Source organism: Microbacterium sp. NPDC079356, assembly GCF_049545465.1.
GTDB lineage: Bacteria > Actinomycetota > Actinomycetes > Actinomycetales > Microbacteriaceae > Microbacterium > Microbacterium gawkjiense.
In genome coordinates this window covers 793,393-808,358 of record NZ_JBMWDN010000001.1, presented here as the reverse complement: position 1 = coordinate 808,358, position 14,966 = coordinate 793,393, and the positions used below count along the sequence as shown (strand labels likewise).

Here is a 14,966-nt window from a genome sequence, read left to right as displayed (position 1 = left end):
GGACGATCGATGACGCACACCGCGCCCGTCCGGCTCGCCGCCGACCCCGCCCCCGTCGTGCGGCGCACGCCCTCGAGCGGACTGCTGCTGGCGGTCACGAGCGCGCTGACGTTCTCGATCAGCGGCCCGATCGCCAAGCCGCTCCTCGAGGGCGGCTGGTCGCTCGCGGCCGTGCTGGCGATCCGGATGGGTGTCGCGGGCCTCGTCCTCTCGCCCGCGCTCGTTCGCACGCTCCGCCGCCGCCCGGACTTCCTGCGGGTGCACTGGCTCTCGCTCGTCGCCTTCGGGCTCATCCCGGTGGTGGGATGCCAGGTCTTCTACTTCTCGGCCCTGCAGCGGATGCCGGTGGGCGTCGCCCTGCTCATCCAGTACCTCGCGCCGGTCATGCTCGTGCTCTTCGTCTGGGCGAGGACGCGCCTCGCGCCGTCGCGCACCGTCCTCATCGGGTCGGTCGTCGCCATGGCCGGCCTCGTCCTCGTCGTCGACATCGCCGGTGCGCGCTTCGATCTGCTCGGCACGGCGTTCGCCCTCCTGGCGGCGGTGTGCGCGTGCGTGTACTTCGTCATGAGCGAGCGCACCGGGGACGACCTGCCGCCGCTCGCCCTGGCGGCCGGAGGGTTGCTCGTCGGGACGGTGACGATCCTGGCCCTGGCGGGTGTCGGCATCCTGCCCCTCCGGGTGTCGGGCGCGCCGGTGGAGATGCTCGGGATGAGTGCTGCGCCGCTGGTCCCGCTGCTCTTGGTGGGAGTGTGCACGGCCCTGGGGTACGCGTTCGGCGTCATGGCGGTCCCGAGGATCGGGTCGCGGCTGGCCTCGTTCGTCGGGCTGTCCGAGGTGCTGTTCGCGCTGAGCTTCGCGTGGCTGCTGCTGGGGGAGGCGCCTGCGCCGGTCCAGTTCGTGGGTGGCGCGCTCATCCTGGTGGGCGTGGTCCTCGTCCGTGTCGAGGAACGCGCGCCCGCCGATGTCAGTTCCCCCGCCGAGCCGCTGCCAGGAGAGGTCGGACCCGGTATCCGATGACCTCGCCCATGGCGAGGGAGGTCTCGGTGCGCTCGACGCCGTCGATCGCGAGGATGCGCGCGTCGATGTCGAACAGGTGCTGCGTGTCGCGCGCCGCGACCCGCACGAGCAGGTCGACGGGTCCACTCAGTCCGTGGCACTGGACCACTTCGGGGATCTCCTGCAGTTCGTCGGTGATCCGCGGCAGATCCGCCTGGCGCACCTGGACGTGCAGGATCGCGTCGATCGCATAGCCGAGCGCGGCGGGCGACATCGCGCGCTCGAACGAGAGGAAGACCCCCGATCGCTCGAGCTTGGCCATGCGGGCCTGGACGGTGTTGCGGGAGAGCCCGAGTCGCTCGGCGAGCGCGACCACGGTGGCACGGTGGTCCTCGGCGAGGGCGTTCAGAAGCTCGAGATCCGCGTGGTCGAGGGCGCTCATAGTGCCACACCATAGCAGGGGGGTCGCGGCGCCGCTTACGCATCCTGCTCAATGTTGCGCGTGATGCTTGAGCGAGGTGCGATGTCGGCATACTCTCGCAGCATCCGGCGACGAAGCCGGTGTTCTGCGCCGGTCACCCGTCCACAAGACGCGTGTCCGCGATCAGAGAGGGACGATGATGACCGACACTCTGACCCCCGCCGCGTCGGTGGCGAGCGACACCGAGGACGTGGCCCGTCTTCTCGACCACGAGGGCCGCCGCGTCCGCGACGAGCGGCTCGACCCGTGGGCCGCCGACGTCGACGCCGCGATGCTCCGACAGGTCTACCGCGACATGTTCCTGACCCGCCGCCTCGATGCCGAGGGCGTCGCGCTGCAGCGCCAGGGCCACTTGGGCCTCTGGGCGCCGGCGCAGGGTCAGGAAGCCGTGCAGGTCGGCACCGCCTGGGCCTGCCACGACGACGACTTCCTCTTCCCCAGCTACCGCGAGATCGGCATCGAGGTCGTCCGCGGCGTGAAGCCCCGCGACTTCGTCATGGTGTGGCACGGCGCCGAGCACGCCAGCTGGGACCCCGCCGACGTCCACGTCGCGAACCCGCAGATCATCATCGGCGCGCAGAGCCTCCACGCCGTCGGGTACGCCATGGGCATCCAGCGCGACGGCGGCGACCAGGTCGCGGTCGCCTACTTCGGCGACGGCGCGACGAGCCAGGGCGACGTCAACGAGGCGATGGTCTTCGGCTCGGCCTTCGGGGTGCCCGTCGTGTTCGTCTGCTCCAACAACCAGTGGGCGATCTCCGAACCCGTCGGACTTCAGTCGCGGACACCGATCGCCGGCCGCGCGCCGGGTTTCGGCATCCCGAGCCTGCGCGTCGACGGCAACGACGTCCTCGCGTGCATCGCGGCGATGCGCTGGGCGGCCGACCACGCCCGCAGCGGCCGCGGTCCCGCGTACCTCGAGGCCGTCACCTACCGCGTCGGACCGCACACCACCTCGGACGACCCCACCCGCTACCGCGACGCGGACGAGGTGGCGTACTGGCGGGCGCGCGACCCCCTCGCCCGGGTCGAGGCGTACCTGCGGTCCCTCGGTGCGTTCGACGACGCCTTCGCCGAGGCGTTGACGGCGGATGCCGACCGCTTCACGGCGGCGATGCGCAGCGCCGTCGTGGGGGCCGCCGCCCCCGAGCCGCTGCGCGTGTTCGACCACGTGTACGCGGAGCCCCACAGCGGGCTCGACGAGCAGCGCGCCGGGTTCGCCGCCTACCTCGACGGCTTCGCCGAAGGAGGCGCGCGATGACCGAGCTCACGATGGGCAAGGCCCTCACCGCCGCCATGCGTCGCGCCATGACCGATGACGACCGCGTGCTCGTGATGGGGGAGGACATCGGCCGCCTCGGCGGCGTGTTCCGCATCACCGACGGTCTGCAGGCCGAGTTCGGACCCCGCCGTGTGGTCGACACCCCGCTCGCGGAGTCCGGCATCGTCGGCACCGCCGTCGGTCTCGCCTTCCGGGGCTTCCGGCCGATCGTCGAGATCCAGTTCGACGGGTTCGTCTACCCCGCCTTCGACCAGATCGTCAGTCAGGTCGCGAAGCTGCACTACCGCACGCAAGGACGCGTGAAGATGCCGATCACGATCCGCATCCCGTGGGCCGGCGGCGTGGGGGCCGCCGAGCACCACTCCGAATCGCCCGAGGCGTACTTCGTCCACACTGCGGGTCTGCGCGTGGTGGCCGTGTCGAACCCGCAGGACGCGTACACGATGCTCCGCCAGGCGATCGCGAGCGACGACCCGGTCGTCTTCTTCGAGCCGAAACGGCTGTACCACGCCAAGGGCGAGGTCGATCTCGACGGCGACATCGCCGACGCGCCGCCCCTCGGCCTCGCGCGCGTCGTCCGGGAGGGCACCGACGTGACGATCGTCACCTACGGCTCGCAGGTGACGACGGCGATGGATGCCGCGCTCGCCGCCGAGGACGAGGGGCTGTCGCTCGAGGTGATCGACCTGCGGTCGCTGTCCCCGGTCGACTACGGGACCGTGGCGGCCTCCGTCCGGCGCACGGGTCGCGTCGTGGTCACGCATGAGGCGTCCCGCGAGGCCGGTGTCGCCGCCGAGGTGATCGCGAGCATCACCGAGAAGTGCTTCCACTACCTCGAAGCGCCGCCGCTGCGGGTGACCGGGCACGACGTGCCGTACCCGCCGGCGAAGCTCGAGCAGCACCATCTGCCCGACCTCGACCGGATCCTCGACGCCGTCGACCGCGTCATGGGGCGCGCCGGGATGCCGGAGGTGACCGCGTGATCACCGACTTCCGCCTTCCCGACCTGGGAGAGGGTCTCGTCGAGGCCGAGATCGTGCAGTGGCACGTCGCCGCGGGTGACGAGGTCACGTTGAACCAGACGATCGCCGAGGTCGAGACGGCCAAGGCCGTCGTCGAACTGCCGTCCCCGTTCGCCGGCACCGTTTCGGCGATCCGTCACGCCGAGGGCGACGTCGTCCCCGTCGGCGAGGTGCTCATCTCGTTCGACGTCGAAGGATCGGATGCCCCGGTCCCCGAGACCGCGGAGAAGCGCGAGCCCAACCTGGTCGGCTACGGGGCGGCGCCCCGCAGCACCGCCCGCCCGCAGCGGCGGGCTCGGGCGGGGGCGGCGGGCGACGCCGTGGACCTGGCCGTCCGCGAGGCCGCGCCGCACGACGCGATCGCGCCGAGTGCCCCCGAGCGCGAGCCGCGCGAGCGCCCCCGGTCCACTCCGCCGGTGCGCAAGCTGGCCCGGGACCTCGGGGTCGACCTCGACCTCGTGGCCGCGAGCGGGGTGGACGGTCTCATCACGCGCGATGACGTCGAGGCTTACGCCGCCCGCACGGCCCCGGCGACCCCCGAGGCTCCGCGCGGGCCCGTGCCGCCGACCGCGGCACCCGTCGCCGGCGCGGCCGACGACGAGCGCATCCCGATCCGCGGGGTGCGCAAGCACACGGCCGACGCGATGGTGCGCTCCGCGTTCACCGCCCCGCACGCGGCGACCTTCCTCACCGTCGACGTGACGGCATCCGTCGCCTTCGTGGCGGGCCTGCGGGCCGACGCCCGCTACGCGGCGCACCGGGTCGGGATCATGGCGGTCGCCGCGAAGGCGGTCTGCCTCGCGCTGCGCCGCACGCCGGAGTTGAACGCGACGTGGGACGACGCGGCGGGCGAGATCGTCCGCTTCGCGAAGGTCAACCTCGGCATCGCCGCGGCGACCGAGCGCGGACTCGTCGTTCCGTCGGTGAAGGATGCCGGCGGGATGCCGCTCCTCGAGCTCTCCGACGCGATCCGCGCCCTCGCGGACACGGCACGGGCGGGCAAGGCCACTCCGGCGGACCTGTCGGGCGGCACCTTCTCGATCACCAACTACGGGGTGTTCGGCGTCGACGCCGGCACACCCATCCTCGTGCCGGGGGAGGCCGGCATCCTCGGTCTCGGAGCGGTGCAGCGCCGGCCCTGGGAGCACGAGGGCGGCGTTGCGCTGCGCGACGTCATGACGCTGAGCCTGTCGTTCGACCACCGGCTGGTCGACGGCGCCGAGGCGGCTCGGTTCCTCACCGACGTGGGCGACGTCCTGCGGGACCCGGCCCGGGCGATGGTGTTCGCATGAGCCTGTCGATGTCGGGATACGGTCTCAGCGAGGAACAGGTCGAGCTCGCCGGTCTCGTGCGCTCGTTCGCCGACGAGGTGGTCGCGCCGGTGTCGTACGAGGCGGATCGCACGAAGACCCTGCCGATGGACGTCGTCGCCCAGATGGGCGATATGGGACTGTTCGGCCTCCCGTTCCCCGAGGAGGTCGGCGGGCAGGGCGGCGACTACGTCACGCTCGGACTCGCCATCGAGGCGCTCGCGCGCGTCGATCAGTCCATCGCCATCACGCTGGAGGCCGGTGTCAGCCTCGGGGCGATGCCGATCTTCCGCTTCGGGACCGACGCGCAGCGCGAGGAGCACCTGCCCGACCTGCTGGCGGGTCGTGCGCTCGCCGGGTTCGGTCTGACCGAGCCGGAGGCGGGATCGGATGCCGGGGCCACCCGCACGACCGCGCGTCTCGACGACGGCGAGTGGGTGATCGACGGGGCCAAGCAGTTCATCACCAACTCGGGTACCCCGATCACGCGCTTCGTCACCGTCACCGCCGTCACGGGGGAGCCGGGTTCCGCGACGCGGGAGATCTCGACGATCATCGTCCCGAGCGGCACCCCGGGGTTCACGGTCGGCCCGGCGTACGACAAGGTCGGCTGGCATGCGAGCGACACGCATCCGCTCGTCTTCACGGGCGCGCGCGTCCCGGAGGGGAACCTCCTGGGGGAGCGCGGCCGCGGTTTCGCGAACTTCCTGCACATCCTCGACGAGGGTCGGATCGCGATTGCGGCGCTCGCCACCGGTGCCGCGGAGGGATGCCTCGAGGCGGCCGTCGACTACGCGAAGAGCCGTGTCGTGTTCGGGGAGTCGCTGGGCAGCAGGCAGGCGATCCAGTTCATACTGGCCCGCATGCAGCAGCGCGTGCACGTGTCGCGGCTGGCCTGGCTGCACGCGGCGCGTCTGCGCGACGCCGGCTTGCCGTTCAAGACCGAGGTCGCCATCGCCAAGCTCACCTCGAGCGACGCCGCGATGGACAACGCACGCGATGCGACGCAGATCTTCGGCGGCAACGGGTTCATGAACGAGTACCCCGTCGCCCGGCACTTCCGCGACTCGAAGATCCTCGAAGTGGGGGAGGGGACGACCGAGGTGCAGCTGCTCCTGATCGCCCGATCGCTCGGGCTCGCCTGATCGTCAGACGGGGACGGCGGAGGTCTCGAGCAGGATGAGACCCTCCGGCTCGACGCGGAAGCTGTGAGCCGACCCGTTGAGGATCTTGTGGCCTCGGCCGGGGTGCACGCCGTCGGTCACGTGCTCCATGACGGCGCGGATGAGCGCGCCGTGGGCGACGACGATGAGGTCGGGGGCGTGCGGATCGTTCTCGCGCCGGGCGCGCTCGACGACCTCCTGTAGTGCGGCGAGCGCGCGGACCGCCACGGCATCGCGGGATTCGGCGCCTGGCACGACGGCCGTGTCCCAGGGTCCCCAGCGCTCGGCGAACTCCACGTCGGTGACGCCCTCGGCCTCGCCGTACGAGCGCTCCCGCAGGCCGATGTGGGTGGTCGGCTCCGGCAAGCCCAGCTCCGCGGCGATGATGCGGGCGGTCTCATGCGCGCGGGACAAGTCGCTCGAGACCACGACGGTCGTGCTCGCGCGCGTCACGCGCTCGGCGAGGTCATGGGCGGCGGCACGTGCCTGGATCCGGCCGGTGTCGTTGAGCGGGATGTCCGTCGAGCCCTGGATGCGGCGGGCGCGGTTCCAGTCGGTCTCGCCGTGGCGTACGAGGGTGAGGATCGTCACCCCACGAGCCTACGCGGGGCGCGGTGTCAGCCCGCCGAGAGGGCCCGGCTCAGCGCCGTCAGCACCTCGGAAGTGCCGGCGTCGATCTTCACCGTCGCCCGCGCGTCACCGCGGGTCTGCCCGCGGTTGACGATGACGACCGGGAGCTTGCGGCGCCGCGCCCGGTCGAGCAGCCGGATGCCCGAGTTCACGACGAGCGACGAGCCGGCGATCAGCAGGGCGCTGCTGGCGCGCACGAGCTGCTCGGCCTCGCGGAACTTCTCCAGCGGGATGTACTCGCCGAAGAAGACGACCTCGGGCTTCAGCATCCCGCCGCACACCGAGCAGTCCGGGACGACGAAGCCGTCGCTGCGACCCGGCAGGACGTCCCCGTCGGGACCGAGCTCGACGCTGTCGGGCACGGTGATCCACGGGTTGTCGCGTTCAATGCGCTCGGCGAGGTCGCGCCGGTCGAAGACCTGACCGCAGTGCAGGCAGCTCACCCGCCGCATCGTGCCGTGCAGCTCGACGACCCGGCGGCTACCGGCGCGCAGGTGGAGCCCGTCGACGTTCTGCGTGATGACGCCGGTCGCGACCCCGGACCGCTCGAGGTCGGCGAGCGCGCGGTGCCCGTCGTTGGGGGCGGCGGCGGCGAAGGTGCGCCAGCCGAGGTGACTGCCCACCCAGTACCGCCGCCGGGAGGCGTCGTCGGCGAGGAACTCCTGCGCCGTCATGGGGGTGCGGACGGGGGCGCCCTTGCCGCGGTAATCGGGGATGCCCGAATCGGTCGAGACCCCGGCGCCGGTGAGGACGGCGACGCGGCGCCCGGCGAGCGCGTCGACCGCGCGTTCCACGGCGGCGCTCGTCGCGGCATCCAGGTCCAGCACGCTCATGGCCCTCCTCGGTTTCCGAGCCTACGCCGTCGCGGTTTCGCGCAGATCACGCCGCGGCGCCCGTGACAGCATGGGTGTATGACGACGACCCGGATCGACGATCCCGCCGATCCGCGCCTGTCGGACTACCGCGACCTCACCGACACGGCGCTGCGGCGCGTCGCCGAACCCGCCGGGGGCCTCTACATCGCCGAATCGGCGAAGGTCATCTCCCGTGCCGTCGTGGCGGGGCACCGTCCCCGCTCCCTGCTCGTGCAGGAGAAGTGGCTCGACGACGCGCTCCCGCTCGCCGGCGACGCCCCCGTCTACGTCGTGCCGGACACCGTCGCCGAGCAGGTCACGGGCTTCGCCGTCCATCGCGGCGCGCTCGCCGCCATGCATCGCCCCGCGCTCCGGGATCCCGCCGCGCTCCTCGAGGGCGCGCGCACGGTCGTGGTCCTCGAGGACATCGTCGACCACACGAACGTGGGGGCCGCGTTCCGCGCCGCCGCCGCCCTCGGCGCGGACGCCGTGCTCGTCAGCCCGCGCTGCGGCGATCCGCTGTACCGCCGGAGCGTGCGGGTGAGCATGGGCACCGTCTTCCAGGTGCCGTGGACGCGGTTGCCCGAATGGGATGCCGCGTCGCTCCTGTTCGCGGCCGCCGGCATCCACCTGGCGGCTCTCGCGCTGGCCGAGGACGCGGTGCCCCTGGACGCGTTCGCCGCCGCGCGACCGGAGCGGCTCGCCGTGCTCATGGGGTCTGAGGGCGAAGGGCTGTCGGACGCCGCCCTCGCCGCCGCCGACACGATCGTCACGATCCCGATGGCGGGCGGGGTCGACTCCCTCAACGTCGCGTCGGCCGCCGCGGTCGCGCTCTGGGCGTTGCGCTGAGTCGGATCAGCCCTGCGAAGCGTCGGTCGAGAACGGCAGCGCTTCGGGGCGCTTGGCGGTGACGTTGTCTCCCGAGGACTGGTGCCGCAGGCGCCGCAGGACCCAGGGCACGAAGTGCTCCCGCGCCCAGACGAGGTCGTTCGCGCGCGCGGCGCGCCACGTGGTCGGCGGCAGCGCCTCGGGAGCCATCGGCTGCAGGTCATTCGGCACGTTCAGGGCGCGCAGCACCATCCGTGCGACCTCGTGGTGCCCGAGCGCGTTGTAGTGCAGCCGGTCGTCGTCGAAGAAGCGCATGTCCTGCACCGACTTCAGCGCCCACTGATCGGCGACGATGCAGTCGTACCGATCCGCGATGGCACGGATGTTCTCGTTGTAGATCGCCACGCGCCCGCGGATGCCGCGGAACACCGGGGTGAACTCGGTGTCGACGGCCGTGAACACGAGCAGCGTCGCGCCCTGCGACGACAACCGGGCGACGGCGTCCTCGAAGAGTTCGGCGACCGCATCCGGATCACCCTGCGGGCGGATGACGTCGTTGCCGCCGGCGGAGAGCGTGATGAGGTCGGGCTTCAGCGCGAGCGCGGGTTCGACCTGCCCGTCCACGATCTGGCGGATGAGTTTGCCCCGGATCGCGAGGTTCGCGTAGGCGAAGTCCTCCACCTGGGACGAGAGCACGGCAGCGACGCGGTCGGCCCAGCCGCGGTGCTCACCCGGGCGGTCGGGGTAGGGGTCGCCGATCCCCTCGGTGAACGAGTCACCGATCGACACCATCCGTCGCCACGGGTGGACGGTCGAGTTGGGGACGTAGGGCGAACGGTTCTCGTCGGGCCCGGAGTCGATGTCGTGCATGGCACCTCCGCCTCGAGGCTACCCGTCCGCGCGCGGCGACCCGGGGCGCCCGGTGTCGGACCGGACGATTAGGGTGGATCGACGTGACGAGCGAGACGATGAACGAAGAGGGGGCGGCTTCGCAGGAGCCCCACTTCGGGAGTTTCGCCGCCGAGCACCTCTCGCCCGCGTTCCCGCAGCGCGCCCCGTGGGGAACGGCCCAGAACCTGCGTGCCTGGCAGGCCGAGGCCCTCGAGCAGTACTTCGAGGCCGACGGGCCCGACGGCGTCGGACGGGGACCCCGCGACTTCCTCGCCGCCGCCACCCCCGGCGCCGGCAAGACGACCTTCGCGCTCCGGCTCGCGAGCGAGCTGCTGCGGCGCGGGGTGATCGATCGCATCATCGTGGTGGCGCCGACTGAGCACCTGAAGACGCAGTGGGCGGATGCCGCGGCGCGCGTCTCGATCCGGCTCGACCCGCGCTTCAGCAACAAGCACTACTCACCGGCGCGGCACTACCACGGCGTCGCCGTCACCTACGCGCAGGTCGCGGTGAAGGCCGCCGTGCACGAGCGTCTCGTCCTCGATTCGCGCGCCCTCGTCATCCTCGACGAGGTCCACCACGGGGGCGACGCCCTGAGCTGGGGCGACGCGCTGCGCGAGGCCTACGGGCGGGCGACCCGACGGCTGCTGCTGTCGGGCACGCCGTTCCGCAGCGACACGGCGCCGATCCCGTTCGTCGAGTACCACCCCAACGACAAGGGCATCCGCATCTCGCGGACCGACTACAACTACGGCTACGGCCGCGCGCTCGCCGACGGCGTCGTCCGTCCGGTGCTCTTCCACGTGTACGCGGGCCAGATGAAGTGGCGCACCAAGGCCGGTGACGAGTACGAGGCGCACCTCGGTCAGGACAACACGAAGGACATCAACGCGCAGGCGTGGCGGACGGCGCTGAACCCCGAGGGCGAGTGGATCTCCGCCGTGCTGCGCTCTGCGGATCGCCGACTGAGCGAAGTCCGTCAGGACGTCCCGGATGCCGGGGGTCTCGTCATCGCGACCGATCAGACGGCCGCCCGCGCCTACGCCGCGATCCTCCGCGACATCACGGGGGAGCCGACGACGGTCGTCCTCTCCGACGACAAGGCCGCGTCGGGGCGGATCGAGACCTTCTCGCAGTCCACGACGCGGTGGATGGTCGCGGTGCGGATGGTGTCGGAGGGGGTCGACGTCCCCCGTCTCGCCGTCGGCGTCTACGCGACGAGCGCCTCGACCCCGCTTTTCTTCGCTCAGGCCATCGGACGCTTCGTGCGGGCCCGGCGCCGCGGCGAAGCGGCATCCGTCTTCCTCCCGAACGTGCCGCAGCTGCTCGCCCTCGCGAACGAGATGGAGCGCGAGCGCGACCACGCCCTCGACCGCGAGGAGACGGACGACGACGGTCTCGAGGACTCGCTGCTGGAGGAGGCCGAGCGCGAGGACAAGGCGTCGGACTCGCTGCTCGAGGAGGGCAGCTACCAGGCGCTCGGGTCGACCGCGCACTTCGACCGGGTGCTCTACGACGGCAAGGAGTTCGGGCAGCTGGCCGTCCCCGGCACTCTCGAGGAGGAGGAGTTCCTCGGCATCCCGGGCCTGCTGGAGCCCGAGCACGTGCACGAACTCCTCATGCAGCGGCAGTCGCGGCAGTCGCGTCACCGTCACGCCCGCGAAGCCCAGGAGAAGGCGCGCGGCGAGGAGACGGGAGAGCCGGAGAACACCCTGCCGCCGGCGTTGCACCGCACCCTCCGCGAGCAGCGACAGCTGCTCAACAGCCTCGTCGGGCTCTACGCACGGCAGAGCGGCGAACCCCACGGCGCCGTGCACGCCGAATTGCGTCGCGTGTGCGGGGGACCCGAGGTCGCGCGCGCGACCGTCGCGCAGCTGCAGGCGCGCATCGACGTCCTGCGACGGCGCGTCCACTCCTGACCCCTTCGGATCCCCGAAATGCTGGCAGTTCCGGCTTCGGCGCGGTCCCGGCCGGACGCGGTGGCTACCGTGAAGGGGACATGAGCACGACGAACGCGACCCCGCTGCCCGACGCCACCCCGAGGGATCGGCGGCGCTGGGCCTCCTATCTCGTCGACGAACGCGCCGAGGCCCGCGTGTACCGCGAACTCGCCGCACGGAAGTCCGGGGAGGAGCGCGACATCCTCACGGCGCTCGCCGACGCGGAGGGGCGCCACGAAGCGCACTGGCTAGGACTGCTGGGAGGTGAGCCGCAGCGGCTGCCGAGGGCCTCGGTGCGCACACGGATGCTGGCGGCGATGGCGCGCCGCTTCGGCTCGATCTTCGTCCTCGCGCTCGCGCAGAACGCCGAGAACCGCTCCCCGTACGACGACGACCCGCACGCCACCCCCGCCATGCGAGCGGACGAGAAGATCCACGGCGAGGTCGTGCGCGGCCTGGCCGCGCGCGGTCGGATGCGCCTGTCGGGCACCTTCCGCGCCGCCGTCTTCGGGGCCAACGACGGACTGGTGTCCAACCTCGCCCTCGTCATGGGCATCGGCGCGACCGGGGTCGCGCCGCAGTTCGTGCTCTTCAGCGGCATCGCGGGCCTCCTCGCGGGCGCCCTTTCGATGGCGGCCGGCGAGTTCGTCTCGGTCCGGTCGCAGCGCGAACTGATCGAGGCGACGCATCCCAACAACGACACCGATCACGTCCTGCCCGACCTCGACCTGGACGCCAACGAGCTCGCCCTGGTGTACCGGACGCGCGGGCTCGACGAGGACGACGCGCTGGCCCGGGCACGGAAGGTCATCGCGACCGCCCAGGCGAGCGACCGCGCCGTGCCCTACCGGCGCGCCGCGGAGCCGCCCGCCGACCTCGAATCCGTCGGCTCGGCGTTCGGGGCCGCGGCATCGAGCTTCGCGTTCTTCGCCTCGGGTGCCGTCATCCCGGTCCTGCCCTGGATCTTCGGCCTCTCAGGGCTCTCCGCCGTCGTCCTCGCCCTCGCGCTGGTCGGGCTCGCGCTGCTGCTCACCGGCGCCACCGTCGGGCTGCTCTCGGGCGCCCCGCCCCTGCGCCGCGGCCTCCGCCAGCTCGCGATCGGCTTCGGTGCCGCGGCGATCACCTACCTGCTGGGTCTGCTCTTCGGCGTCTCCGCGGCGTAGTCGCCCCGATTATCGGGAGCGGTCAGAACGTGCTATTGTCGATCCTCGGTTGCGAAACCGAAATCCCCGAGGAAACGACGGGAGAAAACTCTGCGCGGGTGGCGGAATAGGTAGACGCGCTAGCTTGAGGTGCTAGTGCCCGAATAGGGCGTGGGGGTTCAAGTCCCCCCTCGCGCACAGAGTCGAAATGGGTCCCGAAAGGGGCCCATTTCTCGTTTCCGGCCTCCCCGGCGCCGTCCTGCCGACCGGGTAGCGTGGGCGGCATGTCCGCTCCCGACGATCTGCCCGAGGTCGCCCGCGTCGCGCGCGACCTGATCAGGTTCGACACGACGAACTACGGCGAAGGGCGCGCGCACGGCGAACGGGAGGCCGCCGAGTACGTCGGCGCGTACCTCGAGTCGCTCGGCCTCACCCCGGAGTTCTACGAGCCGATCCCGCGCCGCACCAACGTCACCGCGCGGGTGCCGGGGCGCAACCCCGACAAGCCCGCGCTCGTCCTCCACGGCCACCTCGACGTCGTCCCCGCCGTGGCCGAGGACTGGAGCGTCGACCCCTTCGAAGGTGTCGTCAAGGACGGGATGCTGTGGGGTCGCGGCGCCGTCGACATGAAGGACATGGACGCCATGATCCTCACCTCGGTCGGCGACCTCCTGCGGGCGGGGGAGCAGCCCGAGCGCGACCTGGTCCTGACCTTCTTCGCCGACGAGGAGAACGGCGGCGTCGAAGGCTCCCAGTTGGTGGTCCGGGACCGGGCTGAGTGGTTCGCCGGCGCATCCGAGGCGATCAGCGAGGTCGGCGGGTACTCCATCGCCGTCGGCGACGAGCGCGCGTACCTGCTGCAGGTCGGCGAGAAGGCGCTCGTCTGGATCCGGCTGCACGCGACCGGCCTCGCCGGGCACGGCAGCCGTCACCACCCCGACAACGCCGTCACGCGCCTCGCCGAGGCCGTCGCCGCTCTCGGCCGGACGGGATGGCCGATCGAACTCACCTCGACGACGCGCCAGCTCGTGGGCTCGCTCGCCGAGCTGTCGGGCACCCTGGCCGACGACCCCGACACCGTCGCCGACACGGCGGGCGCGGCATCCGCGTTCCTGCGCTCCACCTTCCGGACGACCACGAACCCGACCGGTCTCACCGCCGGTTACAAGCACAACGTGATCCCGGATGCCGCGACCGCCGCGATCGACATCCGCACCCTCCCCGGGCGCGAGGACGAGGTGCTCGCACAGGTGCAGCGGATCGTCGGCGACGACATCCGCATCGAGGTCGTGCACCGCGACATCGGACTCGAGGTGCCGTTCGCCGGGGACGTGGTCGACGCGATGGTCGGCGCGCTGGGCAGGCACGATCCCGGCGTACCGGTCATCCCGTACCTTATGGGGGGAGGGACCGACAACAAGGCCCTCGCCGAGCTCGGCATCGCCGGGTTCGGGTTCGCACCGCTGCGACTGCCCGCCGATCTCGACTTCACGGGGATGTTCCACGGTGTCGACGAGCGTGTCCCGATCGACGCGCTGGTGTTCGGGCAGCGTGTGCTCACCGATCTGATCCGCTCGTACTGAAAGGCCCCGCATGTCGATCCTCGAGGCCATCATCCTGGGCATCGTCCAGGGTCTGACCGAGTTCCTCCCGATCTCCTCGAGTGCGCACCTGCGCATCGTGGGGGAGTTCCTGCCCTCGGCCGAGGACCCGGGTGCGACGTTCACCGCCATCACGCAGATCGGCACCGAGCTCGCCGTCCTCGTGTACTTCTGGACCCGCATCGTGCGCATCATCGTCGCGTGGGCGAAGTCCCTCACGGGGCGTGTCCCGCGCAACGACCCGGACGCGCGGATGGGGTGGATCGTCATCATCGGCACGATCCCGATCGGCGTGCTCGGCTTCCTCTTCCAGGACGTGATCCGCGAGACGTTCCGCAACCTCTGGCTCGTCGCGATCGTCCTCATCGTGTTCGGCCTGATCCTCGGTGTCGCGGACGCCCTCGGAAAGCGAGACCGCACCGAGAAGGACCTGACGATGGGTCACGGATTGACCCTCGGCTTCGCCCAGGCGCTCGCCCTCATCCCCGGCGTCTCGCGCTCGGGTGCCACGACGACCGCCGGCCTGGCGCTCGGGTACACCCGTCCGGCCGCGGCGGAGGTCGCGTTCCTGCTGGCGGTGCCGGCCGTGTTCGGCAGCGGCCTCTACGAGCTGCTGCAGGCGATCCGCGAGCCCGGGCAGTCGCCGTTCACCCTGGGTGAGACCGCGGTCGCGACGGTCGTCTCGTTCGGCGTGGGTCTCGCGGTCATCGCCTACCTCATGCGATACCTCAAGCGCGGCAGCTTCCTGCCGTTCGTCCTCTACCGGATCGTGCTGGGCGTCGTCCTGCTCATCCTGCTCGCCACCGGGGTACTGCAGGCCTACTGA

General features: G+C 71.7%; 14 protein-coding genes and 1 tRNA gene. 11 read left to right on the top strand and 4 right to left on the bottom strand.

Annotated elements, in window-relative coordinates; all coding sequences use genetic code 11:
• Positions 1-9 precede the first annotated feature (9 nt).
• Positions 10-1,017 carry an EamA family transporter gene (locus ACPEH0_RS04090; RefSeq protein ID WP_366212946.1) on the top strand — a complete coding sequence of 336 codons (1,008 nt, stop codon included), beginning with the start codon at positions 10-12 and terminating at the stop codon, positions 1,015-1,017.
• On the opposite strand, the gene ACPEH0_RS04085 is transcribed toward ACPEH0_RS04090, so the two are convergent.
• Positions 965-1,438: an Lrp/AsnC family transcriptional regulator gene (locus ACPEH0_RS04085; RefSeq protein WP_217531525.1), complete on the bottom strand. Its 474-nt coding sequence runs from the start codon at positions 1,436-1,438 to the stop codon at positions 965-967. The genes ACPEH0_RS04090 and ACPEH0_RS04085 overlap by 53 nt on opposite strands.
• A 178-nt stretch (positions 1,439-1,616) precedes the next feature.
• Between ACPEH0_RS04085 and pdhA the strand changes: the two genes are divergently transcribed.
• Genes pdhA through ACPEH0_RS04065 form a run of 4 tightly spaced genes read left to right on the top strand, consistent with a single transcriptional unit; the run spans position 1,617 to position 6,236 of the window.
• Positions 1,617-2,738, top strand: coding sequence for a pyruvate dehydrogenase (acetyl-transferring) E1 component subunit alpha (pdhA, locus tag ACPEH0_RS04080; RefSeq protein WP_311861888.1), 1,122 nt, complete (start codon positions 1,617-1,619; stop codon positions 2,736-2,738).
• Positions 2,735-3,742: an alpha-ketoacid dehydrogenase subunit beta gene (locus ACPEH0_RS04075; RefSeq protein WP_253036080.1), complete on the top strand. Its 1,008-nt coding sequence runs from the start codon at positions 2,735-2,737 to the stop codon at positions 3,740-3,742. The genes pdhA and ACPEH0_RS04075 overlap by 4 nt, the downstream gene beginning before the upstream one ends.
• On the top strand, positions 3,739-5,073 hold the full coding sequence (locus ACPEH0_RS04070; protein ID WP_217531522.1) for a dihydrolipoamide acetyltransferase family protein: 1,335 nt from the start codon (positions 3,739-3,741) through the stop codon (positions 5,071-5,073). Before ACPEH0_RS04075 ends, ACPEH0_RS04070 begins: the two co-directional genes overlap by 4 nt.
• A gap of 8 nt (positions 5,074-5,081) precedes the next feature.
• Positions 5,082-6,236 carry an acyl-CoA dehydrogenase family protein gene (locus tag ACPEH0_RS04065; protein WP_366213398.1) on the top strand — a complete coding sequence of 385 codons (1,155 nt, stop codon included), beginning with the start codon at positions 5,082-5,084 and terminating at the stop codon, positions 6,234-6,236.
• A gap of 3 nt (positions 6,237-6,239) precedes the next feature.
• On the opposite strand, the gene ACPEH0_RS04060 is transcribed toward ACPEH0_RS04065, so the two are convergent.
• Entirely contained in the window at positions 6,240-6,845 is a 606-nt protein-coding gene (locus ACPEH0_RS04060; protein ID WP_217531521.1) for a histidine phosphatase family protein, read from the bottom strand.
• Between the two features lie 26 nt (positions 6,846-6,871).
• Positions 6,872-7,717 carry a Sir2 family NAD-dependent protein deacetylase gene (locus tag ACPEH0_RS04055; RefSeq protein WP_311283592.1) on the bottom strand — a complete coding sequence of 282 codons (846 nt, stop codon included), beginning with the start codon at positions 7,715-7,717 and terminating at the stop codon, positions 6,872-6,874.
• A gap of 78 nt (positions 7,718-7,795) precedes the next feature.
• On the opposite strand from ACPEH0_RS04055, the gene ACPEH0_RS04050 reads away from it, so the two are divergent.
• The gene (locus ACPEH0_RS04050; RefSeq protein WP_366212947.1) at positions 7,796-8,587 is read left to right on the top strand and encodes a TrmH family RNA methyltransferase; all 792 of its coding nucleotides are present in this window, start codon (positions 7,796-7,798) and stop codon (positions 8,585-8,587) included.
• Positions 8,588-8,593: 6 nt separating this feature from the next.
• Here ACPEH0_RS04050 and ACPEH0_RS04045 read toward each other — a convergent pair whose 3' ends face one another.
• Positions 8,594-9,436, bottom strand: a complete 843-nt coding sequence (locus ACPEH0_RS04045) for an SGNH/GDSL hydrolase family protein (protein WP_366212948.1) — start codon at positions 9,434-9,436, stop codon at positions 8,594-8,596.
• A gap of 98 nt (positions 9,437-9,534) precedes the next feature.
• On the opposite strand from ACPEH0_RS04045, the gene ACPEH0_RS04040 reads away from it, so the two are divergent.
• The 5 genes from ACPEH0_RS04040 to ACPEH0_RS04020 all read left to right on the top strand — a co-directional run bounded on the left by ACPEH0_RS04040 (position 9,535) and on the right by ACPEH0_RS04020 (position 14,966).
• Positions 9,535-11,376, top strand: coding sequence for a DEAD/DEAH box helicase (locus ACPEH0_RS04040; RefSeq protein WP_366213399.1), 1,842 nt, complete (start codon positions 9,535-9,537; stop codon positions 11,374-11,376).
• Positions 11,377-11,456: 80 nt separating this feature from the next.
• A complete protein-coding gene (locus ACPEH0_RS04035; protein WP_311861896.1) occupies positions 11,457-12,560 on the top strand; it encodes a VIT1/CCC1 transporter family protein in 1,104 nt (367 codons plus the stop codon).
• 92 nt (positions 12,561-12,652) lie between these two features.
• Positions 12,653-12,737 (top strand) — tRNA-Leu (locus ACPEH0_RS04030).
• 86 nt (positions 12,738-12,823) lie between these two features.
• A complete protein-coding gene (locus ACPEH0_RS04025) occupies positions 12,824-14,122 on the top strand; it encodes a M20/M25/M40 family metallo-hydrolase (RefSeq protein WP_366212950.1) in 1,299 nt (432 codons plus the stop codon).
• 10 nt (positions 14,123-14,132) lie between these two features.
• On the top strand, positions 14,133-14,966 hold the full coding sequence (locus ACPEH0_RS04020) for an undecaprenyl-diphosphate phosphatase (protein WP_366212951.1): 834 nt from the start codon (positions 14,133-14,135) through the stop codon (positions 14,964-14,966).